The organism is Pseudoselenomonas ruminantium (assembly GCF_900104055.1).
Taxonomy (GTDB): Bacteria; Bacillota; Negativicutes; order Selenomonadales; family Selenomonadaceae; genus Selenomonas_A; species Selenomonas_A ruminantium_C.
This window is the reverse complement of the sequence record NZ_FNJQ01000019.1, coordinates 1-22,678: the sequence shown is the minus strand read 5'-3', so window position 1 is coordinate 22,678 and position 22,678 is coordinate 1. Positions and strand designations below refer to the sequence as shown.

Genomic DNA, 22,678 nt, shown 5'->3' with positions numbered 1-22,678 from the left:
CTTAAATCGCCACTTTTAAATGTGGAAGTAGCGGACTGCATTTTTATAACTGATGCCCTCCACGATCTTCTGCAAAGATGCTTCATGGCAGGGATACTCTCCATGTTCCACCCAGTCACCGATGATATTGCACAGGATGCGCCGGAAGTAATCATGACGGGTATAGGACAGGAAGGAACGGGAATCGGTCAGCATGCCGACAAAATTCCCCAACAGGGAAAGCCGGGCCAGTGAGCGCATCTGCTTTTCCATGCCGTCCTTGGTATCGAGGAACCACCAGGCCGAACCCATCTGGATCTTGCCGGGCATTTCCTCGGACTGGAAGCAGCCCATCAGCGAGGCTATCCGGTCAAAATCCGTGCTGTCCAGCGAGAACAGAATCATCTGCGGCAGATTACCTTCCCTGTAAAGCTCACTCATAAACCTTGCCAGATTGCCGATGCAGGTGGTCTGGGCAATCATGTCGAACCCCGTGTCCGGCCCCTGCAGGGCAAACATCTTTTCGTTGTTGTCGCGGCTGCAGGAGTAATGGATTTCCATCACGATCTGCTGCTTATGGTATTCCCGGGCCAGATGCAGCAGCACTTCGGTCTGATAAGCCTCGGCTTCCGCCGTCGTGAGCGTTTCGCCGTCAAGGGCTTTCTTATAGGCCTTATCCGCAGCCTCCAATCCCTGATGGTTGAACATCACATAATCAAGGCCATGGTCGCTGGCCCGGCAGCCGTGCTTCTTGAAATAAGCGATCCGTTCCGTAAGGGCCGCCAGCACATCCTCAATGGAAGCCAGTTTTTCCTTGCCCACGCAGGCCGCCAGTTTTTCCATATATTCACGGAAGCCCTCTTTATGGATATTGACCGCCTTGTCCGGACGGAAGGAGGGGCAGACCTTGAACTCCACCGTTTCATCGGCAGCCAGCTTCTCATGCCATTCCAGCGTGTCGATGGGATCATCCGTAGTGCCGATGTAAGCGACCTTGGACTGACGGATAAGCCCCCGCACGGACATATCCGGGTTATGCTGCAGCATATCGTTGGCCTTGTCCCAGACGGCTTTCATATTGCTTTCGGTAAGGGGTTCGGTCACACCAAAATACTTATGCAGCTCCAGATTGCACCAGTGATACATGGGATTGCCGATGGCCATTTCCAGCGATTTCGTAAAAGCGCTGAACTTCTCATAGGGATCTGCCCCGCCGGTAACCATATCCTCGGGTACGCCGTTGGTGCGCATCACCCGCCATTTATAATGGTCACCGAAGTAAGTGCCATCATCATTGCGCCCGCCCAGCCAAATCTGCGCGATATTGTCAAAGCGGCGGTCCTCAAAAATCTCTTTGGGTGAGATATGGCAATGATAGTCAACCAGCGGCAAGTCCCGGGCATATTCTTCATACAGCCGCGCACCTGTCTGATTGCGGAGCATAAAATCTTTCCCCATAAAAGCCTTCATAACGGAAAATCAGTCCTTCCTATAAAACAACACCATCTTTGAATATGGAAATCTGGCGATAGCCGTTTTTCTCATTGCAGGTCAGTTCGCCACCGGCCACCTGCAGGACTTTGTCCAGCAAGCGCCCACCAGCCGTGTCCAACGCTTCGCCTTCCGCCACCGTACCGGCATTGAAGTCAATCCAATGCGGTTTATGCTGGGCCAGGCGGCTGTTGGTAGCAATCTTCACGGTGGGTACCGGTGAACCAAAGGGCGTCCCCCGGCCTGTGGTGAAGAGGATCAAGGCAGCACCAGCAGCAGCCAGAGCTGTGCTGGAAACCAGGTCATTGCCCGGCCCATAGAGCAAGTTCAAACCTTGCTTCTTTACCTGCTCCCCGTACCCCAGCACATCTTCAATGGGCGCCGTACCTCCCTTTTGGACACAGCCACAACTCTTGTCTTCCAGTGTGGTGATGCCCCCCTGCTTGTTGCCGGGGCTGGGATTGTCGTAGACCACCTCATGATGGGAGATGAAGTAGTCCTTGAAGCCATTGAGCATGGCCGCCGCCTTGTCAAACAACTGCCGATTGCGGCACCTGCCCAGAAGGATGCCTTCGGCACCGAACATCTCCGGCACCTCGGTCAGGATGGTGCTGCCGCCCTGACTCAGCAGCAGGTCGCTGAACCTGCCGACCGTGGGGTTGGCGGTGATTCCCGAAAGCCCATCAGAGGCTCCGCACTTCAGCCCCACCACCAGTTTGCTGGCTGGCAGGGACTGCCGTCTGAACCTGCCGGCATAAGCTGTAAGTTCCTGCAGGAGCTGACGTCCGGCAGCCAGTTCATCTTCTGCCTGCTGGCAGTTGAGGAACCTTACCCGTTCCCGGTCAAAATCCCCCAATTCTTCCACAAACTGTTCATGGGTGCAGTTCTCACAACCTAAGTGCACCACCAGCACACCACCGGCATTGGGGTGATTGACCAAAGCCGCCAGAAGCTTTCTGGTCTGAGCATGGTCCGCACCGGTCTGGCTGCAGCCGAAGGGATGCGTGAAGGCATGGATGCCGTCGATATGTTCACCCAACAGATCCTGATTATCCCGCGCCAGCTTCAGCACTACATCATTGACACAGCCCACTGTGGGGATGATCCAGATCTCATTGCGGATACCCGCCCGGCCATCTGGTCTCAGATACCCGGCAAACTCCCGGGCTGGCTGCTCTGGCAGATCATGCACCGCCGGATGGTAAACGTATTCTATTTCTCCCTTGAGATTAGTCCGCAAGTTATGGGTATGTACCCAGCAGCCCGGACTGATGTCCTGGGCTGCATGTCCGATGGGATACCCGTATTTGATGATGTTCTCGTTTTCTGCCACAGACTGCAACGCAATCTTATGTCCCTGGGGAATTTCCTCACAGGCGGTAACTTCCACATCCCCCACCTGCAGGCATTCCCCTTTATCTATCTTGGTCAGTGCCACCGCCACATTATCTTCTGCGGCGATGCGCACTGCTTTTATCCTATCCATATCCAATCCTTTCAGGCACATGCCAACAAACAACTGGCAAAGGCTTTCTTCGTGCCTTTCTGGCGAATCAGCTGCAAATCCTTCAGCACCTGCATTTCCAGTCCAGGCAGCTGCGTCAGATCGCAGCCCCACATCTTTTCGTAAGCCAGCACATCATGGACCAGGACTGCATCATCGCTATGACGATGCTCATAATAGAAATCCAGTACCCAGTCATCATCCTGCACCGGATAGATATCTCCCTGAGGGCGCCGGCACAGAAGTGCTTTTTCCTGCCGTGCCTGAATATCAGTGGAATAGAAGGCGATATACGCCGCCAGCGTCATCACGAGGCTTTTGGGCAGCTTGCCAAACTTCTTCCGGTATTCCAGCAGCGAGCCCATATCTCTCGCCTTCCACTTAGCCGTGGAATTCAGGGCAATACTGAGAAGCTGATGTTCCATGAACGGATTGTTGAACCGGTCGGCCACAGAAGCGGCAAATTTTTCACAATCCTGCTGATCCAACGGCAGGATGGGAATCACTTCCTCATAGAGCATGTGATTCATGAACGCCCGGATCACATCATCGTTCATGCAATCCCTGACGATATCCTTGCCTGCGAGGAAACTGCCCAGGGCAAAGCCTGTATGGGCGCCATTCAGGATGCGCACCTTCCGCTTCTTGTATGGTGCGATATCCGGCACCACATGGACATTCAGTCCAGCCCGCTTGAAGGGGAGCCTGTCCTCCAATTCCTTCGGCCCTTCAATATACCAGACGCCGAAGACCTCACCTACATCCATCAATCTATCTTCATAACCATTGATCTGATTCAGCGCCGCAATCTCACCAGCATCCCGGATCTCACCGGGAACGATACGGTCCACCAGCGTGGAACAGAACAGGTTCTCCTCTTCAATCCAGCGGACGAAACCTTCGCCCAGCTGCCAGTCCCGGGCATGCTGCAGGACAATTTTCTGCAGTTCCCGGCCATTATGATCAATCAGTTCACAGGACAGGATGATCAAACCTTTCTTGCCTGCCTGAAAACGTGCATACAATAGTTTTGCCAGTTTTGCCGGGAAGCTGGCAGGGGGTACGTCCGTGAGTTTCGCAGTGGGATCATAGACGATGCCAGCTTCCGTGGTATTACTGGTGATATATTCCAAGGTATCCAGGCAGGCAGCTTCAGTCAGTCTGTCAAAATGTTCCAGGGGGTTATAACATTTTTCCACCACCGAAATCACCCGTCGTTCATCTACCTTCTGGCCTTTCTCATTGCCCCGAATATAGAGGGTGTATAGGCCTTCCTGTTCGTTGAAGACCTTATCCTTCCCTTTCCCCCGCGGCTGGGTTAAAATGGCCTTGCCGTGCCAGCCGGCTTTCTCATTGGCCACATCAAAGAAGTAATCCACAAAGGCCCGCAGGAAATTGCCTTCGCCAAACTGCAGCATCTTTACTGGTGCTTCTTTCAGGATGTATCCCTGATAGCCACTTTTCTCCAATACTTCATAATTCAGCCGTTCCATACTGTATTTTACCTCCCGCAGCCTGTTTTCTTACTTGTTACTTATTATTTTAATCGTTTTATTCTTTATAGTAAATGTGTTTATCGCCTTTTTACTTGTGTTTAAAATTTATTTCCAGAAATCCAACCATAAAAAAGTTGTGTTTTCAGCATTTGATATGCGTATAAACACAACTTTAAATTTATAGGTGTATCTTATTTTTAATCTAATGTTCCTTGATAGTCCCGTGGAGACATCCCCACATGCTTGCGGAACATCTTGGAAAACTGTACATAATCATGATAACCGACCTGCGCGGCCACTTCCTTGCATTGCAGGTTCTTGTCGCTTTTCAGCAAAGCTTTGGCCTTGCCCATGCGGAATTGCAAAAGGTAATCCGTGAAGCTGATGCCCGTTTCCTTCTTGAAGCGCCCGCCCATATAGGACGCTGACATATGTGCCACCAAGGCCAGGTCGCCCAGCTTCACATCATCCATATAGTGTTCCTCAATGTAGCGGCGCATGGATTCCACCAACTGATTGCCGCCCCATTTGCGTTCCCGCAATGTGCCGATGGCTTCCGGACTACAGTACTGCTTGAAGGAACTCACGGTATCATAGATGGATTTCTCCATCGGTATGCGGTCAAAGGTCGAACCACCGATATAGCCCTGACAGTCCGTATTGCGGTATATATACTGCATATCCATCAATGTATTGGCCGGCCCGGCATAGACCATGCGCAGGCAATCCGGCTTCTTTTTCCGGCATAGCTCGAAGATTGCCTGCGCGATGCCCCGGGCCTCACTGATGGTCAGATGGCGCTTGGCTCCCAAGAGGCCGCCAGCCGTAAGTCCCATATGCACACAGATGATATCGGCCCCCACGGCCAGCATCTTATCGGCTTCCTCCACGGAAGTCACAAAAGCCATGGTCAAGAGATCCAGCTGATTGGCCAGGTTTATCGCCGCCACTTCCCGTTCATAGGAACTGCCTTCTTCTTCCAGCGCCTCGCGGAAACTGCCATCCACCAGTGCCAGTGTCGGCGAATTCACAACGCCGGCAAAACCGCATTCCTTGATCAGCTTCAGATAGTCATACAGTTTCAGATAGGGATCGCTGGCCATCAGACCAAACAGCAAGGGTACATCCTGTACCACGGGAAAGATCTCCCGCTTGCCCATCTCCATGACCATCTGGTTGCTGTTGCCATAGCAGAAATAACTGCTCAACGAACTGCGCCCCATGATGCGGTATTTCCCCGCCGAAAGTGCCAGCAAAAGATCCGCTCCGCCCATGGCCGCCAGCTTGGCGGTCATACCGGAACCGACCGCCGCACCGATTATATGCCCGCCGACGTTGACCTCCGCCCGCAGGCGGCGCAGGATATAGCTTTTATCATAAACTGCCATCACTCATAGCTCCCTGTTTTCTGGCCACAAACGCCTTCATCTTATCCAGCACCTTGTAAGATCTCACCCGGACCTGCAGGCTGCGCTCCGTATCTTCGCTCTTGAGCGGATAGAAACTGAAAAAACCATCCAATTCTGGAACATGTTCCACGATATAGGCGGCATCTTCAGAAGCCGCCATTCTCTGCCCGCAGACCAGCGTAATCACATCCGGCCTTATCGCCTTGCTTTCCCGCATGATCTTTTCCGCCAGTGCACAGCAGTCCGACAGCGGCGGGACATTGCCCGCGTTCAGCATGGCCTTGGTCACGATTCCCAAATGGATGACCAGCACATCGGCCCCGGCTTCTGTCATCGCCTTGCCCTGCTCCACATCGAATACGAACGGGCAGGTAAACAGATCCAGTTCATGTGCTTCCCGGACCATATCCACTTCCAGCTGATACCCCAGGTCCGTTCCTTCCAGATTGGCCCGGAAGCGGCCATCGATGATGCCCACAGTAGGAAAGTTCTGCACGCCATTGAATCCCTGTTCTTTTAGCTGCGCCAGGAACATATCCATCTTCCGGAAGGGGTCCGTCCCGCATACACCAGCTATCAGCGGTGTCTTCTTCACCACCGGCAGCAAATCCTCACCTTTGGCCTGCATCAATGAATTGGCATCATCATAGGACAGCAGGCTGGACATCAGATTGCGTCCAGCCTGCTGCAAACGGCCGGTATGGTAGAGCGCGACAAAATCTACATTAGTCCTATCGATATGCTTAAGGATTTCCTCCATGCCTGTTCCTAGGCCTGTCAGGATTTTTCCCTTATTCAGGTTTTCCCGCAGGCCTGCCAGAATGTCCTGACGATTTTTTCTCAGCATCCCCATACCCCTTGTTCAATTTCTGTTTCTCAACCGGGTTCAAAATACACCGTGATAGTGGTACCGCCATCAACCAGCGTATTCACCTCGATACTCTGCCCTGTGGCATAGCCAGATCCTTCGCTCTGGAAGGATAGTCCTTTATCTGCGGCCAGGCCGGCAGCCTCCCGCAGGCTCTTGCCCTTGAAATCCGGCACAACGACCTTGCCCTCGGGTACCTCACCCGTAAAGGGGCGGACCGGCCTGTGCACGGGCTGCTTCTTCTCTGCCGGTTCCATGCCCGCAAAAGGATCGCTGGACGGCTCAATATGCAAATGACGGAAGAGCTGGGAGAAGATTCGGCCAGCCACCGGCGCGGCAATCTGGCCGCCATAGAAGTTGCCTGTACCCGGATCGTCAATCACCACGAGCACCGTCAGCTGAGGATCTTCCACAGGAGCAAAGCCGCAGAAGGAGGCAATATAACGCCCGTCCATATAGCCGCTGCCGTCTTCGCGGATTTTCTGCGCCGTACCGGTCTTGCCGCCGATACGATAGCCCTTGACCTGTGCCTTGGCACCGCCGCCGCTAGCCACGACCTGCTCGAGAAGGCCCATCAGCGTCTTGTCCGTAGCAGAGTCAATGACACGCCTTACTTCCGTCTTGCTGCGTTCCTCATAGACACTGCCATCCGCATTGCGGATGGTTTTGACGATATGCGGCTTCAGCAGCACACCATCGTTGGCAATGGCCGATACGGCTGTGATCAGCTGCAAGGGCGTCACGGCGATACTCTGGCCGATGGCCGTAGTCGCCATATCCGAATCCCGCATATCCTCAGGTTTGAAGAGGATACCGCTTTCCTCACCAGGCAGGTCAACGCCGGTCGGCTCGCCAAAGCCAAAGGCCTTGGCATAGTTCATGAGCTTTTCTGCGCCCAGGCGCAAGCCCACCTGTGCAAAACCTGTATTCAGCGATTGCTTCACGACATCGGTAAAGGTAACCGTACCAAAGCTCTCGCCGTTCCAGTTCTGGATACGCCGCCCGGACACCATGACATAGCCCGGATCCACGAATACCTGATTGGGGCTGACCACCTTTTCCTGCAGGGCAGCACCTGCCACTACGGACTTGAAGGTCGAGCCCGGTTCATAGATAAAGGACACGGCTCGATTCTTCCAGAGTTCCGGCGAATAATCCCAAAACTTGTTGGGGTTATAAGACGGCCGGGAGGCCATGGCCAGAACTTCCCCACTTTTCGGATCCATCACGATACAGGTGATCGCCTTGGGGTTATTTTCCGCCATAGCCCGGTCCAGTTCCTGCTCCACGATGAACTGAATGCCACTGTCGATGGTCAGTTCTACGGTCTTGCAGGCATCGCCCATATAGCGGCGCTTGTTGGAAAAGATAGAATCCAGTATAGGCCGTGCCTGCTGGTCAGTGGTGATATATGTTTCCTTGACCTCTCCTTTGAGCAGGGAATCAAGCGCCTGTTCCACGCCGTCCAGCCCCTTGTCATCCGTACCGATGAAGCCCAGCACATTAGCCGCCAGCACATCATTGGGGTAATAACGCTTGGCCTCGTCCCGGAAGTTCATACAGGAAATATAGTTCTTGTCCTTGATAAGCTGGCGCACCGCTTCATATTCCGCTTGTTCCATGCGCCGCTTCACCCAGACAAACCCGCCGCCCACGGCGATATCATCCAGGATTTCCTGCTCGCTCTTGCCAATCAGCGGCGCAAGATTCTCCGCCACCTCCTGCGGATTTTCTACATGCGAGGGATCGATATAGAGGGATTTCGTCATGGTACTCACGGCCATTTCCCGACCATTGCGGTCCACGATCGTCCCGCGGGGCGACTGGATGGCATAATCCTGCCCTACCTGCGCTTTCATGCGTTCGCCCAGGGAATTTCCCTGCACCAGCTGCAGCCAGGCATAACGGCCCACCGTCAGTCCCAATAGCCCCAGCATAAAAAATGCCAAAAAACTTACCCGCCGTTGTATTGCCCGGCGTTCTTTCTTCATGTTTTAATGAGCCTCCTGCCTGCCGCTGCTCTTCAGCAGGGTTTCCTTGAGTTTACCTTCGATCTGTACCAGTTCCGCTTCCGCGGCCTGCCGTTTGGCCCGGCCATTCTGCTGGATCTTGATGGTCTCCTCGATGGTATTGATCAGCCGTTCATTGACTTCCCGCACCGTCTCGATATCCACGATGCTGCGCTCATTTTCCTGTGCAGTCTCAATGCTGTTCTGCTGCAAAAGTTCCGCATTGCGGCGCAGCAGCTCATTGGTAGTATTGCTGACCGCCTGCTGCATGCGCAGGACATCCTGCTGAGCCTGCAAACCTAAGGCAATGACCAGCTGATTCTTCCAAAGGGGAATCGTGCTGTAGATAGCCGTCTGCACCCGGTCGATCAGCGCCTTGTCATTGTTCTGGATCAGACGGATCTGCGGCGCCGACTGGATGGCAATCGTCTTGCTGATCTTGAGGTCATGGACTTTCTTCTCAAAGCGGTTGACACTGGCCTCAAAGTCCGATACCACCTGTACGGCCATGGGATCGCCGGATTCAGCGGCCTGCTGCCGAAGTTTCGGCAAGGTAACTTCCCGCATTTCCGTAAGCTTTTCCTCACCGGCCTGGATATAGAGCTGCAATTGCTTGAAATAGCTGAGATTCTCCGCATAGAGCTTATCGAACAGCGCCACATCCTTCATCATCTTGAGCTTGGCCTGCTCCAGATTCCCCTGGATGCGTTCCACCTGTGTGGAGAGTTTATCATAGCCTAACTTGATATCCTCCCCCTTCTTTACGAGACTGCCCACCAGCGGGATCTTGGTCAGGAAGCTCTTGTTCTCCTCCGGTTCAAAATCCCGCACCTGCTTGACGAGGCTTCCCAGCAGCTCACCCACAGGACCGCTATCCTTCGTACGCACCTGGGACAATACGCTGTCAGAGAACTCGGCAATCTTCTGCTGGGCCGGTGCGCCAAAGCGCAAAATGGCCGTGGAATCGGTCAGGTCCAGCTCGTCCTTTATCTTCTCCACCTGTGCCCGTTCCTCCGGACTCAGGGCATTCACCGCCTGTTCTACCTGCGCCGTTATCACTTCTGCGGACGGCAGGTTATCCGGCGTCACATCGCTACTTGCAATATTGGTCTTCGCCTTCATCAAATCTTCTAATTTTACTTCCATGGTCAGTCCTCCCGCTTAGCGATAGTATTGTTCATAGAAATCATCTACCGGCATAAAGAAATACCGAATACCCTCTACGATAGACACAAACGTGGGAATCAGCGTCCAGCATAGGACAATATAGGCAACTCCCCACTTGGTTTTGCCCTGATAGAATTTATGCGCCCCCAAAGTTCCCAAGGCAATAGCCAAACCGCTCATGATCGCCTTCTGCATCAGTACAGACGCGCGCAGATCATCCGGCACAGGCAGCCTCTCCTGCACAGTTTCCAAACTGTGCTGACCTACTTTGGTAACAGCCCCACGGCGGGGACGTTTCTTCCGGCCGATGCCAGTGGCTGGCGGACCGCTATGCGCATTGAGTTCCACCGGCTCTCCATTCATTTCCTGCCGGGTATTGCTGATACCTTCCGCCTCCAACGACTGTTTCATCACCGTGAGTTCCGCTTCCATATCCAGCAGCTGATTGTTGATGATCTTGGTAAACTCCGCACTATAGGCCTCATCAAAGCTGACCAGCGTTTCCTTGAGCTGGGCTTTCACCTGGCGGACCTGGCTGGTTTCAAGCTTCGTATCCTCGAGCTCCATATACTGTTCGCAAAGGCCGGCCGCCCGGTCCTGATAATAATGGATAAAGCGGTTAGCCGCTGCGATGCGCTCCGGATGCTTTTCCACATAATTCAGCAGCCTGGCAGCTTCCTGCTGCATCAGTCCCAGCTGCTGGCTCAATTGGCTGTCCCGGATTTTCCGCCTGGCGGCCTCCACCCGGTCATAATCCAGCCGGGCCTTCTCCCAATCCTCCAGCGCCGAATCAACCTGTGCTTCGGCCAACTGGCTGACATCCAGCTTGCGCACGACCTTCTGCGGCAGCTGCCCCCGGTAAAGACCGGCTCCCATGCCCACCAGCATCAACAGGCCCGCCGCATCATAGTCATTCGTCAGGCAATATATCCCGCCAATTCCAAAAATCAAGGCCAACAGGCCGCATATATTCCGCATCTCCCTCTCCCCTTGCCGCAAATTTATGTTTCCATTATACCACAAGGGTGGCTGGTTTACACTATTTTGCAAACCAGCCACCCGGCATTATTACCAATGATATTTTTCCCCACGGTTGATCTTGAATGCGCGGTATATTTGTTCTACTAGCAACAGCCTTACCATCTGATGGGTGAAGGTCATCCGCGAGAAGCTCAGGAGTTCATCGGCGGACTTGCGCACCTCGGGCGACAGGCCAAAGGCCCCGCCAATCAGGAAGGTGATGTTGCTGCGCCCTGAAAGCCCCAGCTTATCGATGCTGGCTGCCAGTTCCTCGGAGGACTTCTCCTTGCCGAAGACATCCAACACAAAGAGATAGCTGCCCTCGGGCACGAGTTTCAGGAGTTTTTCCCCTTCTTTGGTCAGCACCTGTTCTTTCTCTGCCGCCGAGGGATTATCTGGCATCTTCTCCTCGTGGACCTCCCGGATCTCCACCTGCGCGAAGGGCTTCAGGCGCTTCATGAATTCCGCGATGCCCGCAGAGAGATACTTCTCCTTGATCTTGCCTGCACAGACAATCGTGATCTTCATCAGCGGTTATCCTGTGGCATTTCTTCGAGGACTACATCCACATTGCGGCTGGCACCATTGCGGTCAAAGGTTATTTTCACTGTATCGCCGACCTTATGGCTGGCCACTTTTGCCCGCAGATCCGTCACGCTGTTGACTTCCTCATCGTTGACCTTGAGGATGATATCGCCGCGCTGGAGGCCGGCTTTGCCGCACGGGCCATTAAGTGTCAGCTGGAAGATATAGACGCCCTTGTCGATATTGAGCTGATACCCATAACGACCAGCCGTCTGGGGATCAAATACCGACACACCCAGATACGGACGAGCCACGTAGCCCTTGCTCATGATTTCATCGATGATGTTCTGTACGGTGTTGGTGGGAATGGCAAAACCCATGCCCTCTACGCCGCTGGCAGCGAGCTTAGCGCTGTTGATACCGATGACTTCGCCGTCGGCATTCACGAGTGCGCCGCCAGAATTACCCGGATTGATGGCTGCATCGGTCTGAATCAGCTTCACGAGCTTGTCGCTGATATCCAAGGTACGGTTGACCGCACTGACCACGCCGCTCGTGACGCTGCCCTGGAATTCAAGCCCCATGGGGTTGCCAATGGCAATCGCCGGTTCCCCGACCACGATCTGGTCCGAATCCCCGAATTTCGCCGTTGGCAGGTCCTTGGCCTCAACTTTGACTACTGCCAGGTCCGTCAGCTCATCGGCACCGATCAGCTTGCCCTTGAGGCTGCGGCCATCGGGCAGGGAGACGATGATTTCTTTGGCGCCGCTGACCACATGATTATTGGTCACGATATAGCCGTCTTCCTTGAAGATCACGCCAGAACCCACGCCCTGCGTCTCCACAGGATTGTTGAACCAGTCACGGGCCACGGCCTTGTTGGTGATACCGACCACAGCCGGGCCTACCATCTTGGCCGCCCGCACAGCCGGTGTGTTCCGCGCATCGGATAATTTCACATCGCTGCGGGGGGCCTGAGCGCTCTGCGTCGACTCACTGACACTGGCCGAGTTATCCGCCGCCGTCCCCGCGGAGCAACCGGAGAACGATACCGCTGACAAAGCCAGCATTGCGGCAACCATCAGTGAAGTTTTCTTCTTATTCATGAAAATCCCTCCAAAAATTTAATTCAAGTACCAGCTGACCATTTCAGTCTGGCTGGCTACGGTTAAATCGATATTCACGCCCTGCTGTGCCAAGATACGCTGCACGGTATCCTCCGCAAGCTCCGGGCGGTTATTTTCCTCAGATAGATGCGCCAGGAAGACCTTTTCCGGACGCTTTTGCATTCGCAGTAAAGCCCAAGCCGCATCACTATTGGCCAGATGTCCACGGTTAGACAGGATGCGCCGTTTCAGATGCCAAGGATATGCGCCCTGTCTCAGGACCTCGGGATCATGATTGGCTTCCAGGATCAGCACATCTGCACCTTCCAACGCGGCCTGCACGCTGGACGTTACAAAGCCTAAGTCCGTCGCCAGCGTCACATTCCTGCGACCCTTCAGCCGATAACCCACCGGCTCAGCGGCATCATGGGAAATATTGAAGCTTTCTACGGCCAGCCCTCCCACGGAAAACTGCTCGCCAACAGGACAGAAACATTCCGCGGGAATTGCGGCCCTGTCCTTCATGTGTTCAATCGTGCCCGGACGGGTAAAGATGGGCAGGTGATACCACTTGGAAAGCGTTACCAGTCCCGCTACATGGTCGCGATGCTCATGGGTGATGAGGACACCATCCAAAGAGGAAGGTTCGACACCAATCCCCTGCAATCCTTTTTTTATTTTCGTGGCACTGATGCCAGCGTCAAGCAGCAGCCGAACGCCATCCATTTCCACAAAGACGGCATTGCCCTTGCTGCCACTAGCCAAAATCCTAACCTGCATCCCCACGACTCCTATCTTAACACTTGACTCTGTAAATTATCTGTAAAAACAAGACCTTTTCATTATAACGCCTTTACCTGCTATTTTCCATATAAAAACAATAAAGAAACTCTCTGAGATGAATATCTCAGAGAGTTTCTTATCAACGTTATGCTTGCTTCTATTAGATGTTGTACACGCGTACGGAGCTGGAGTTGCCCTTGCCAGCCTTCACACCGGAAGTGATGATGGTGAGGTCGCCACGTTCTACGAGACCTTCCTTGACAGCAGCAGCCGTAGCGTTGCTGATCATCTCATCCACATCGTTCCACTTGGAACCGAGGACCGGATATACACCCCAACGCAGGTTCAGCTGACGCAGAGCTTTTTCACTCGGCGTATAAGCTACGATAGCAGCTTTCGGACGGTACTTGGAAACAACTTTCGTCGTGTAACCGGATTCGGTCGGCGTGATGATAGCCGGAGCATCGAGCTCGTAAGCCATCTGAACCGTAGCATGAGCGATAGCGCGCGTACGGGATTCCATGTGCTGGAAGCCACGTTCTACGAAGAGCTCCTTGTATTCGAGGGAGCTTTCCATGCGCTGTGCGATGCGGTTCATCGTGGAAACAGCTTCTACCGGGTAGTCACCGGAAGCCGTTTCACCGGACAGCATGATGGCATCCGTACCATCGAGGATAGCGTTGCCGACGTCGGAAACTTCAGCACGCGTCGGACGCGGGTTGCGTTCCATGGAGTCGAGCATCTGCGTAGCAACGATAACCGGCTTGCCAGCAGCGTTGCACTTGCGGATGATTTCCTTCTGGATCAGAGGAACGTCTTCAGCCGGAACTTCTACGCCCAGGTCACCACGGGCAACCATGATGCCGTCGGAAACTTCGAGGATAGCATCGAAGTTCTTGACACCTTCGAGGTTTTCGATCTTCGGAATGATTTCCATATGGCCATTGTGCTCCTCGATGAGCTTGCGGATAGCCAGTACGTCATCCGGACGCTGGATGAAGGAAGCAGCTACGAAGTCCATATCCTGTTCGCAGCCGAAGATGATGTCCTTAGCATCCTGCTCAGAGATGGGAGGCAGGCCCAGGGATACGCCCGGAGCAGCTACGCGCTTGCGGGTGCTCATCTTACCGCTGTTCTGGATCGTCGTAACGATATCCTTGCCTTTGATTTCGTCTACTTTGAGAGCTACGAGGCCATCGGAGAGAAGCAGGGTGTCGCCCGGCTTAACTTCCGTATAGAGACCTTTGTGGTTTACGGAAACATGAGTTTCGTCACCCGGTACATCGTCATAAGTCAAAGTGAACTGGTTGCCTTTCTCGAGCATAACCTTGCCATCTTTGAACTCGCCCAGACGCATTTCCGGACCTTTGGTATCGAGGATTAAAGAGATAACCTTGCCAGCTTTCTTGGCTGCTTCACGAACCATATTGATACGGCCAAGATGTTCTTCGTGGTCACCATGGGAGAAGTTGAAGCGTGCGCAGTTCATGCCATTGGCAATCAGTGCATCGATTACGCCCGGTTTCTCTGTGGACGGACCCTGCGTGCAAACGATTTTCGTCTTTTTTAACATGTTGTAAACCCCACCTATTCTTTTACTACATATTATATTTTAGACGGACACCTCCTGGGGAAAATTCCCCTTCCGGAGTCGCTGTATGGCGTCCTGTCTACGGCCTAATTCATGCGGGGAAAACTCCCCATCAGTTACTATTCTACACTCTTTGTCCCCATAAGTAAAACATTTTCGGCGAAAAACGCTGGAAAAAATTATTTTCTGAAAAGCGGCTCATTGCTTGAAATTCATTGCTTTTATTCCTCCATTCTCCGGGCAATTATCCCTATTGATTGAAATTGTTCCCAGTACAAAAAGTGCTTATGTCTCCGCCCATTTTCGCCGATATAACAATAAGGAAAGTATCGCACTTTCCAGATTCAGTGGGAAAGGAGGATGTACCATGTCTACCATTTCGGCAATGACCAAGGATACGTACACGATGTACAAGATGGCCCAGGGAGATACCCAGCAAACGACGTCTGCCCAAAAGGCAGCCAGCAAGGCTGAGGAAAGCAGTGACAAGAGTACCAGCTCTGCCCAGAGCAAGAGCTATGCCGCCGCGGCTTCCAATATCAGCTCGCTCAGTACGCTGGTGGATTCTTTCAGTTATGCCCAAGGCAACAAGAAGACCAATGCTTCCCAGGACTCCATCAGCAGCCTTTGGTCCGGTTACACCAATTCGTACTCCAGTGCCTCAAGCCTCGCCAGCCTGAACGCCATTTCCGGTGTTTCATCCAGCGCGGCCGGACTTGTGAATTCCTACAACGAAGCCAAGTCCACCTTCGACACCCAGTTCAAGGCCTATATGGGCGATCTAGAAAAATCGGCCAAGGCCGTGAAGAACATGAGCTACGAATTCAGTGCGGACGACATCAAAGAAGCCGAGGACGGCCAGAAGACCTATAGCGATGGCCTCAAAAACGCCATCAGCAATGTCAAGCAGCTCGTCTCCGACTACAACGATGCCTTAGACCTCACCAGCGATTACAGCAGTGTGGGGAAGAGAATGGAATCGCTCCATAAGTCGTTCGCCGACACCACTTACCGGGCTGACACCTATAAGCAGCTCGGTATCTCGGTGGACAGCAAGACGGGAAAGATGACTGTCGATGAAGACAAACTCGCCCAAGCCCTTACGGAAAACGGCGACCGCGTCAAGAACGCTCTCGGCAGCAACGGACTTGCGGGCAAGGCTGAACAGCATCTCAACGAGGCGGGAAGCCAAAGCGAAAAACTGTTCCCCTCCCTGCAGAGCATGTTCGGCGACTCCATCAAGACCGCCTCGGCTTACACCAACCCACGGGTACTGAGCGCCTCTGTTCAGTACGGCATGATTGGCAATCTCTTCAGCTCCTTGTTCTGAGTGAATTGCCTGCGGCGCCAAAAGGGCATTGCCACCCACGGCAATGCCCTTTTATTTTCCCTTTATTTCAAAGTCACCAGTTCATATTCGCGGGTACCCATGCCAATCTTTTCGGCATGTTCCAGCGTTTCTTTCCAATGCACATTGGGGTTGTTGTCCATAAAGACATCATGATGATGATGCCAATCCGCCTGTGCCAGATTATCCCCTAACTGGCTGTCACGAATCGGCGTTGCCTTTTGGCAGGCATCTGCGCTAGCCTGATCGATGGCCACGGGATCGAAGGAGGCAAACATGCCGATATCTGGCAGGATGGGCGCATCGTTTTCTCCATGACAGTCACAGTTCGGCGAGATGTCCATGGCGAGGTTGATATGGAAGCAGGGACGATCCTGCACCACGGCCTGCGTATATTCCGCCATCTTCTTATCCAAAAGGTCACCAGCATCCCACTGCTCATTCCGGATGGCAGAGAAACCGCAGGCACCGATGCAGCGGCCGCAGCCCTTGCATTTTTCCGGATCGATATAAGCCTTGCCCGTATCAAAGCTGATGGCGTCCGAACCGCATTCCTTGGCACATTTATGGCAGCTGCGGCACAACTCCTGATTGACCACGCACTTGCCGGAAGAATGCTGCTCCATCTTGCCGGCACGGCTGCCGCAGCCCATGCCCAGATTCTTGATGGCGCCGCCAAAGCCCGTCATCTCATGCCCCTTGAAATGCGCCAGGCTGATGACGATATCGGCATCCATCACGGCGCGGCCAATCTTGGCTGCCTTGACATATTCGCCGTTCTTGACGGGAACCTCCACATCATCCGTCCCCTTGAGTCCATCGCCGATGATGATCTGACAGCCCGTGGTCATGGGATTGAAACCATGCAGGTTCGCAATATCCATATGTTCCAGCGCATGCTTGCGGCTGCCGGGATAGAGCGTATTACAATCCGTCAGGAAGGGAATGCCTCCCTGTTCCTTGACGATATCGGCCACAACTTTGGCATACTGCGGACGCAGGAAGGCCAGATTGCCCATCTCACCAAAATGCATCTTGATGGCGACGAACTTGCCTTCCATATCGATATTCTTGATGCCCGCCGCAATGCACAGACGGCGCAGCTTCTCCAGCCAGCTCGTGCCCACCTGGGTACGGAAGCTGGTAAAATAGACCTTCGACTTTTCCATAGTAACCTCCTAGCCTTATGGCAATACATACACATATTAAATATTCGCTCACAGGAAAAAAATTCCTGCCGATTTCTATTTTTTCACGTTTAATTTGGCACTCCGCTCTGCTTCCGCCTGCATGACGAGATACCCCACGGCCTCAATCGGCGTCAGGGTGCTGGCCGTCGTGCTGTATGACTGGAAGGACAAGAGATTTCCCTCCATATCGTAGAGCTCTTCTTCCAAGGTCAGCCGAAAATTGGCATCCTCTTTTTTGAGCCGCTGACCACGGAAACGCTCATAAAGCACATATTTTGCGCCCTGCTGCCGCGCCGCCTGATACACATCCTGCCGAGCTTCGCCAAAGATAATCGGCGTATACGCACCTTTCAGGATGCCGCGAGCCACCCGCTCCATATAACTCCTGTCATTGCTGAGCATATCATCCAGCTTGAAGCGTAACGGGGCCACATAAAGCGGACCATCCAGTTGATGACAATGCCCTGTCACCAACAATGGCCTTTCCGACTCATCATGAGCATCCTGATAATGGCGCAGGGCTTCATCCAGATAGAGCGTCATATCATGCGGGAAACGCCCTAAATGACTGTCCCAGACCAATTTCTCCCCGAATTGGGCATAACTGCCGGACAGCAATTGCAAGGCCGCCTTCACCGGATCTCCCTCCATGGTGATGCGCGTCAGCTGCATGCGCTTTTCATAGGCTCTGGCAAAAGCCGTATTGCCCACGGCCGGTGCCCCAAAGGTGATGACCTGCAACTGCTGCGGCCTCACGCCCATATCCGCCAACCGGGCCGCTGCCAGCGTTGCTGCCGCCCCGCCCAGGCTATGACCAGTCAGATATACCTGATAGGCAGGATGCTCCCGCAAATCCCGGGCAATGACCTCTCCGAGCGTCAAATTACCAAACTCCGGCAATTGTTCGCTGAATAAAGCAGCCTGCGTATAGTCATTAAATCCCTTATGCACCAAGGGATTGGCTCCCTGCCGGTCCTCAAGGCCGGCCACCTCCGCAAATTCAGCAGGACTCGTCCCCCCAAAATTCACCCGTTTCACCCGCAGGTCGACAATGGCGTCCTGCTTGCGTTCCGTCCCCGGAAAAGCCAGCACATAGACCTGCTCATCATCGGGTAATTTCTTGGCCAGTATGTGCACGCGTCCTGCCGCCAAGGCTGTGGCATATTCGTGGGAGTCCACCACCCAGCCCAACTCCTCCAGCCAATGCCGGGCCAGCACATTGAGTTCTGCACTGTAGGTCGACATGGAAATCAGGGCTGTAGCAAAGTTAAGCTCGGCCTTGTCCAGCTCCCTGGCCTGTACGGGAGATAAGGAAAGCAGCCAGGCGAAACATAAAAGGAATATCTTGCGCCACATGGAAATTCCTCCTTCTGTTATACAAGAAAAGCCCAGACAATCTGTCTGGGCCTGAAATCTAAATGGTGCGGTCGATGGGACTTGAACCCATACGTCTTGTGAACACTACCCCCTCAAAGTAGCGCGTCTGCCAATTCCGCCACGACCGCGAATATGGTGCGGACGAGAGGACTTGAACCTCCACGATGTCACCACCACTAGTACCTGAAACTAGCGCGTCTGCCGATTCCGCCACGTCCGCTTATTCAATTGCTTTCGGTGAAATCACCGAATCAACGAAAATTATTATAATCTACATTCGCTCATCTGTCAATAGTTTTTTTACAAAAAACTTCAATCTTCCACGAATTTTATCTGTTCGTTTTCCAGAGATGCGATCCGGGCCAGAGATTCCACCCGGTAGCCGGCATCGCGGACACGCTGAGCACCCTGCTGGAAGGATTTTTCAATGGCAATGCCAATACCCACGACCTTGCCACCAGCCTGCTCGACGATATTGGCCAGGCCTAGAGCAGCATTGCCATCGGCCATGAAGTCGTCAATGATCAGGATATTTTCCCCAGCCTGCAAGAATTTCTTGAGCACATACACGAGCTTGGCTTCCTTCTTGGTATAGGAAGTGATCGGGCAGGTATACATATCCTCCTGCATCAGCAGCGAAGGATTCTTGCGGGCAAAGACCAGTCGTTTCTTGAGTTCATAGGCCACGGCCATGCCGATAGCAATCCCCGAGGACTCAATGGTCAGCACTTTGTCAATCTTCACATCAGCGAAACGGCGCACGAATTCCTTGCCCATCTCCACCGTGAATTCCGGATCGATCTGATGATTGATGAAGGAATCCACTTTCAAGATATTGCCCGACAGGCAGTAACCTTCTTTTAAGATACGTTCTTTCAATAATTCCACGATAATAAGCTCCTATTCTCAATGGTTGTCAATGGCCGGCTCCAGCACTTCTTCCTCAGCCTCTTTCTTTTCCACTTCCATATTAGCCGGCAGGAAAGTATCCAGCAAGATTGCCACCACATAGACCACTGCCACGCAGTTGCCGCTGAATACATCCTGCACGATCTGCGGGAATACATGCCAGATGGCATTTTCCGAAGCCGTGGTTGTCCCGATTCCGAGAGAGAAGGACAGCGCGGCAATCGTCACATTGCGTTGTGTCATCTGCAAACGGCTCATCATCTGGATACCGCTGACCATGATGGAACCAAACATCATGATCGTGCAGCCACCTAATACCGCGTCGGGCAGGGAAGCAAAGAACGCACCGATTGGCGGGAACATCCCTGCAATGATCATGGCCACCGCTCCGGTCATGATGGCAAAGCGGTTGACTACCTTCGTCATGGCGATCAGACCAACATTCTGGCTGAACGACGTAATCGGCGAGCAGCCGAACAGCGCAGCCACAGAACTGCAGAAACCATCACAGGCCAGCGAGCCAGAAATCTCCCGCTCCTTGATATCCCGCTTGAGACCTACCACAGCCATTGCCGTCGTATCACCAATCGTTTCCGCCGCCGATACCAAAAAGATGATTCCCACGGAAATGATTGCGCCTAAATTAAATTCCGGTGCTACTGGTAAAAACGCAGGCAGGGCAAATATATTGCCCGCAAACACGGCGGACAGATTTACCTTTCCCAAACCAAAAGCCACGACATAACCTACAACCAGCCCCACTAATACAGCCAGTTGCTTGTAATGCCCTTTGGCAAACGAAGAAAAGAGCAGACAGGTAACCAGGGTGACTGTCCCCAAAAATAAATTATCCAGGGAACCATAACCATCGCTATAACCGCCACCAAAGGAACGGATGCCGATCCCCAACAGGGAGAACCCGATCGTAGTAACGACAATCGACGAAACAATCGGTGAGATAAACCGCCGCCAGTATTTTGCGAGCAGCCCCAGTGTCCCTTCAAAAATACCACCAACGAGAACAGCGCCAACGACTGCGCCATAGCCAAAATTAGCTGCCACGAAACAGATTGCGGTCACGAAGGTAAAACTCACGCCCATAACGATTGGCAGGCGCGCCCCCACCTTCCACAGTGGGTATAACTGCACCAATGTCGCAATCCCTGCCACAAACATGGCATTCTGCACCAGCATGGCCGTCATGGCCTTGTCAAAACCTGCCGCTCCAGCAATAATGACGATGGGTGTCAGGTTGGCTACAAACATGGCCAATACGTGCTGCAAGCCAAAAGGAATGGCTGCTTCCAGGGGCACGCGGCCATCAAGCCGGTAGATATTCCCGATACTCGCTTCTTTCATGTGTGTTCATCACTCCTGCAAAATGATAAATGATATAAATATATAAAAAAAACTTGTTCCATGAAATCTATATCATAGAACAAGTTGTATGTTCAAAAAAGAAAATGGTGCGGTCGATGGGACTTGAACCCATACGTCTTGTGAACACTACCCCCTCAAAGTAGCGCGTCTGCCAATTCCGCCACGACCGCGAAAAAAATATGCCCTCAAAAGGACACCACCAGCCAAAAGGCCTGAATATAAAAATGGTGCGGACGAGAGGACTTGAACCTCCACGATGTCACCACCACTAGTACCTGAAACTAGCGCGTCTGCCGATTCCGCCACGTCCGCATGATAAACTATGTAATTTTAAGTGGTGCCGAGGACCGGAATCGAACCGGTACGGTTGTTTCCAACCGACGGATTTTAAGTCCGTTGCGTCTGCCAGTTCCGCCACCCCGGCAGTAAACAATCTGCTTATGGAGCGGGTGATGGGAATCGAACCCACGTGACCAGCTTGGAAGGCTGGGGCTCTACCATTGAGCTACACCCGCGTAATATCAAGTAGTGGAGCTGGCGAGAGGAATTGAACCCCCAACCTGCTGATTACAAGTCAGCTGCTCTACCAATTGAGCTACACCAGCCTGAAAAAATGGTGCCTTCGAGCGGAATCGAACCACTGACACGGGGATTTTCAGTCCCCTGCTCTACCAACTGAGCTACAAAGGCACATCATACATATATATATTTAACGCCCGTAGGCGTTAATATCAAGTGGCGACCCGAAGGGGACTTGAACCCCTGACCTCCGCCGTGACAGGGCGGCATTCTAACCAACTAAACTACCGGGCCATAAAATGGTGGGCGATAACAGGATCGAACTGCTGACATCCTGCTTGTAAGGCAGGCGCTCTCCCAGCTGAGCTAATCGCCCATATAATGGTGACCCACCACGGAATCGAACCGTGAACCTACTGATTAAGAGTCAGTTGCTCTGCCAGTTGAGCTAGTGAGTCATGATATGGTGACGCGTATGGGATTCGAACCCATGAAGCCGCCGTGAAAGGGCGGTGTCTTAACCACTTGACCAACGCGCCATATTTATTGGTGGCTCACCCGGGATTCGAACCCGGGACACCCTGATTAAAAGTCAGGTGCTCTGCCAACTGAGCTAGTGAACCATTATCTGGCTGGGGTAGCTGGACTCGAACCAGCGGATGCGGGAGTCAAAGTCCCGTGCCTTAACCGACTTGGCTATACCCCAATCACCCCAGAGGTATATCATAATTGGCTCCCCGAGCAGGATTCGAACCTGCGACATATGGATTAACAGTCCACCGTTCTACCGGCTGAACTATCGGGGAAGCATAACTCCTAAAAAGGAGTTCTTAACTGGCAACGCCCTATCCTCCCAGTCCGTCTCCAGACAAGTACTTTCGGCGTACGAGTGCTTAACTACTGTGTTCGGTATGGGAACAGGTGGAACCACTCGGCTATCGTCACCAGATTCAAACCAGCAACGCCCTATCCTCCCAGTCCGTCTCCAGACAAGTACTTTCGGCGTA

At 53.2% G+C, this 22,678-nt stretch carries 17 protein-coding genes, 15 tRNA genes and 1 rRNA gene; 1 reads left to right on the top strand and 32 read right to left on the bottom strand.

The genetic code is table 11. From position 1 onward, the window contains the following. Window positions 1-15 precede the first annotated feature (15 nt). The 12 genes from uxaC to pyk form a co-directional block, all read right to left on the bottom strand. Complete coding sequence (uxaC, locus tag BLQ59_RS08940) at window positions 16-1,437, bottom strand: glucuronate isomerase (protein WP_256324648.1); 1,422 nt, start codon at window positions 1,435-1,437, stop codon at window positions 16-18. A gap of 31 nt (window positions 1,438-1,468) precedes the next feature. Next, complete coding sequence (locus BLQ59_RS08935) at window positions 1,469-2,956, bottom strand: UxaA family hydrolase (protein WP_074572613.1); 1,488 nt, start codon at window positions 2,954-2,956, stop codon at window positions 1,469-1,471. 11 nt (window positions 2,957-2,967) lie between these two features. Continuing rightward, window positions 2,968-4,467 (bottom strand): tagaturonate reductase, encoded by a 1,500-nt coding sequence (locus BLQ59_RS08930; RefSeq protein ID WP_074572562.1) that lies wholly within the window; start codon window positions 4,465-4,467, stop codon window positions 2,968-2,970. Between the two features lie 200 nt (window positions 4,468-4,667). Beyond that, window positions 4,668-5,858: a phosphoenolpyruvate hydrolase family protein gene (locus BLQ59_RS08925; protein WP_074572560.1), complete on the bottom strand. Its 1,191-nt coding sequence runs from the start codon at window positions 5,856-5,858 to the stop codon at window positions 4,668-4,670. Then, complete coding sequence (locus BLQ59_RS08920; RefSeq protein WP_074572558.1) at window positions 5,845-6,726, bottom strand: phosphoenolpyruvate hydrolase family protein; 882 nt, start codon at window positions 6,724-6,726, stop codon at window positions 5,845-5,847. The genes BLQ59_RS08925 and BLQ59_RS08920 overlap by 14 nt, the downstream gene beginning before the upstream one ends. Before the next feature lie 29 nt (window positions 6,727-6,755). Beyond that, window positions 6,756-8,738 carry a penicillin-binding protein gene (locus BLQ59_RS08915; RefSeq protein WP_074572557.1) on the bottom strand — a complete coding sequence of 661 codons (1,983 nt, stop codon included), beginning with the start codon at window positions 8,736-8,738 and terminating at the stop codon, window positions 6,756-6,758. A gap of 3 nt (window positions 8,739-8,741) precedes the next feature. After that, entirely contained in the window at window positions 8,742-9,902 is a 1,161-nt protein-coding gene (locus tag BLQ59_RS08910; RefSeq protein WP_074572555.1) for a toxic anion resistance protein, read from the bottom strand. Between the two features lie 15 nt (window positions 9,903-9,917). Beyond that, entirely contained in the window at window positions 9,918-10,901 is a 984-nt protein-coding gene (locus tag BLQ59_RS08905) for a 5-bromo-4-chloroindolyl phosphate hydrolysis family protein (RefSeq protein ID WP_074572554.1), read from the bottom strand. Between the two features lie 90 nt (window positions 10,902-10,991). Further along, window positions 10,992-11,471 carry a 23S rRNA (pseudouridine(1915)-N(3))-methyltransferase RlmH gene (rlmH, locus tag BLQ59_RS08900; protein ID WP_074572552.1) on the bottom strand — a complete coding sequence of 160 codons (480 nt, stop codon included), beginning with the start codon at window positions 11,469-11,471 and terminating at the stop codon, window positions 10,992-10,994. Continuing rightward, window positions 11,471-12,574: a S1C family serine protease gene (locus tag BLQ59_RS08895; RefSeq protein ID WP_074572550.1), complete on the bottom strand. Its 1,104-nt coding sequence runs from the start codon at window positions 12,572-12,574 to the stop codon at window positions 11,471-11,473. The genes rlmH and BLQ59_RS08895 overlap by 1 nt, the downstream gene beginning before the upstream one ends. Window positions 12,575-12,592: 18 nt before the next feature. Continuing rightward, window positions 12,593-13,354 carry an MBL fold metallo-hydrolase gene (locus BLQ59_RS08890; protein WP_074572548.1) on the bottom strand — a complete coding sequence of 254 codons (762 nt, stop codon included), beginning with the start codon at window positions 13,352-13,354 and terminating at the stop codon, window positions 12,593-12,595. A gap of 163 nt (window positions 13,355-13,517) precedes the next feature. After that, a complete protein-coding gene (pyk, locus tag BLQ59_RS08885; RefSeq protein WP_074572546.1) occupies window positions 13,518-14,930 on the bottom strand; it encodes a pyruvate kinase in 1,413 nt (470 codons plus the stop codon). A gap of 385 nt (window positions 14,931-15,315) precedes the next feature. Here pyk and fliD point away from each other — a divergent pair, with 385 nt between their 5' ends. Then, on the top strand, window positions 15,316-16,278 hold the full coding sequence (gene fliD / locus BLQ59_RS08880; RefSeq protein WP_074572544.1) for a flagellar filament capping protein FliD: 963 nt from the start codon (window positions 15,316-15,318) through the stop codon (window positions 16,276-16,278). 62 nt (window positions 16,279-16,340) lie between these two features. Here the strand turns inward: fliD and BLQ59_RS08875 are convergent, their stop codons facing one another. The 20 genes from BLQ59_RS08875 to rrf all read right to left on the bottom strand — a co-directional run bounded on the left by BLQ59_RS08875 (window position 16,341) and on the right by rrf (window position 22,620). Beyond that, window positions 16,341-17,465, bottom strand: a complete 1,125-nt coding sequence (locus BLQ59_RS08875; RefSeq protein WP_074572543.1) for a DUF362 domain-containing protein — start codon at window positions 17,463-17,465, stop codon at window positions 16,341-16,343. A gap of 75 nt (window positions 17,466-17,540) precedes the next feature. Further along, window positions 17,541-18,842, bottom strand: a complete 1,302-nt coding sequence (locus BLQ59_RS08870) for a lipase family protein (protein WP_074572541.1) — start codon at window positions 18,840-18,842, stop codon at window positions 17,541-17,543. A gap of 63 nt (window positions 18,843-18,905) precedes the next feature. Beyond that, a tRNA-Leu gene (locus BLQ59_RS08865) sits at window positions 18,906-18,991 on the bottom strand. A 5-nt stretch (window positions 18,992-18,996) separates the two neighbouring features. Then, window positions 18,997-19,083: transfer RNA gene (locus tag BLQ59_RS08860), tRNA-Leu, on the bottom strand. Between the two features lie 92 nt (window positions 19,084-19,175). Beyond that, window positions 19,176-19,751 (bottom strand): xanthine phosphoribosyltransferase, encoded by a 576-nt coding sequence (locus BLQ59_RS08855; RefSeq protein WP_074572539.1) that lies wholly within the window; start codon window positions 19,749-19,751, stop codon window positions 19,176-19,178. An 18-nt stretch (window positions 19,752-19,769) separates the two neighbouring features. Then, complete coding sequence (locus BLQ59_RS08850; protein WP_074572537.1) at window positions 19,770-21,131, bottom strand: uracil-xanthine permease family protein; 1,362 nt, start codon at window positions 21,129-21,131, stop codon at window positions 19,770-19,772. Window positions 21,132-21,236: 105 nt separating this feature from the next. Beyond that, a tRNA-Leu gene (locus BLQ59_RS08845) sits at window positions 21,237-21,322 on the bottom strand. A gap of 55 nt (window positions 21,323-21,377) precedes the next feature. Next, window positions 21,378-21,464, bottom strand: a tRNA-Leu gene (locus tag BLQ59_RS08840). 23 nt (window positions 21,465-21,487) lie between these two features. Next, a tRNA-Leu gene (locus tag BLQ59_RS08835) sits at window positions 21,488-21,576 on the bottom strand. A 17-nt stretch (window positions 21,577-21,593) separates the two neighbouring features. Beyond that, window positions 21,594-21,667: transfer RNA gene (locus tag BLQ59_RS08830), tRNA-Gly, on the bottom strand. Window positions 21,668-21,681: 14 nt separating this feature from the next. Next, window positions 21,682-21,757: transfer RNA gene (locus BLQ59_RS08825), tRNA-Thr, on the bottom strand. A 9-nt stretch (window positions 21,758-21,766) separates the two neighbouring features. Then, window positions 21,767-21,842: transfer RNA gene (locus BLQ59_RS08820), tRNA-Phe, on the bottom strand. A gap of 46 nt (window positions 21,843-21,888) precedes the next feature. Next, window positions 21,889-21,965, bottom strand: a tRNA-Asp gene (locus tag BLQ59_RS08815). A 6-nt stretch (window positions 21,966-21,971) separates the two neighbouring features. After that, window positions 21,972-22,047 (bottom strand) — tRNA-Val (locus BLQ59_RS08810). 6 nt (window positions 22,048-22,053) lie between these two features. Next, window positions 22,054-22,129, bottom strand: a tRNA-Lys gene (locus BLQ59_RS08805). Between the two features lie 6 nt (window positions 22,130-22,135). Further along, window positions 22,136-22,210 (bottom strand) — tRNA-Glu (locus BLQ59_RS08800). Window positions 22,211-22,218: 8 nt separating this feature from the next. Further along, window positions 22,219-22,294, bottom strand: a tRNA-Lys gene (locus BLQ59_RS08795). Between the two features lie 6 nt (window positions 22,295-22,300). Beyond that, a tRNA-Gln gene (locus tag BLQ59_RS08790) sits at window positions 22,301-22,377 on the bottom strand. Between the two features lie 24 nt (window positions 22,378-22,401). After that, a tRNA-Asn gene (locus BLQ59_RS08785) sits at window positions 22,402-22,477 on the bottom strand. 26 nt (window positions 22,478-22,503) lie between these two features. After that, window positions 22,504-22,620 (bottom strand): 5S ribosomal RNA (rrf, locus tag BLQ59_RS08780). Between the last annotated feature and the right edge of the window lie 58 nt (window positions 22,621-22,678).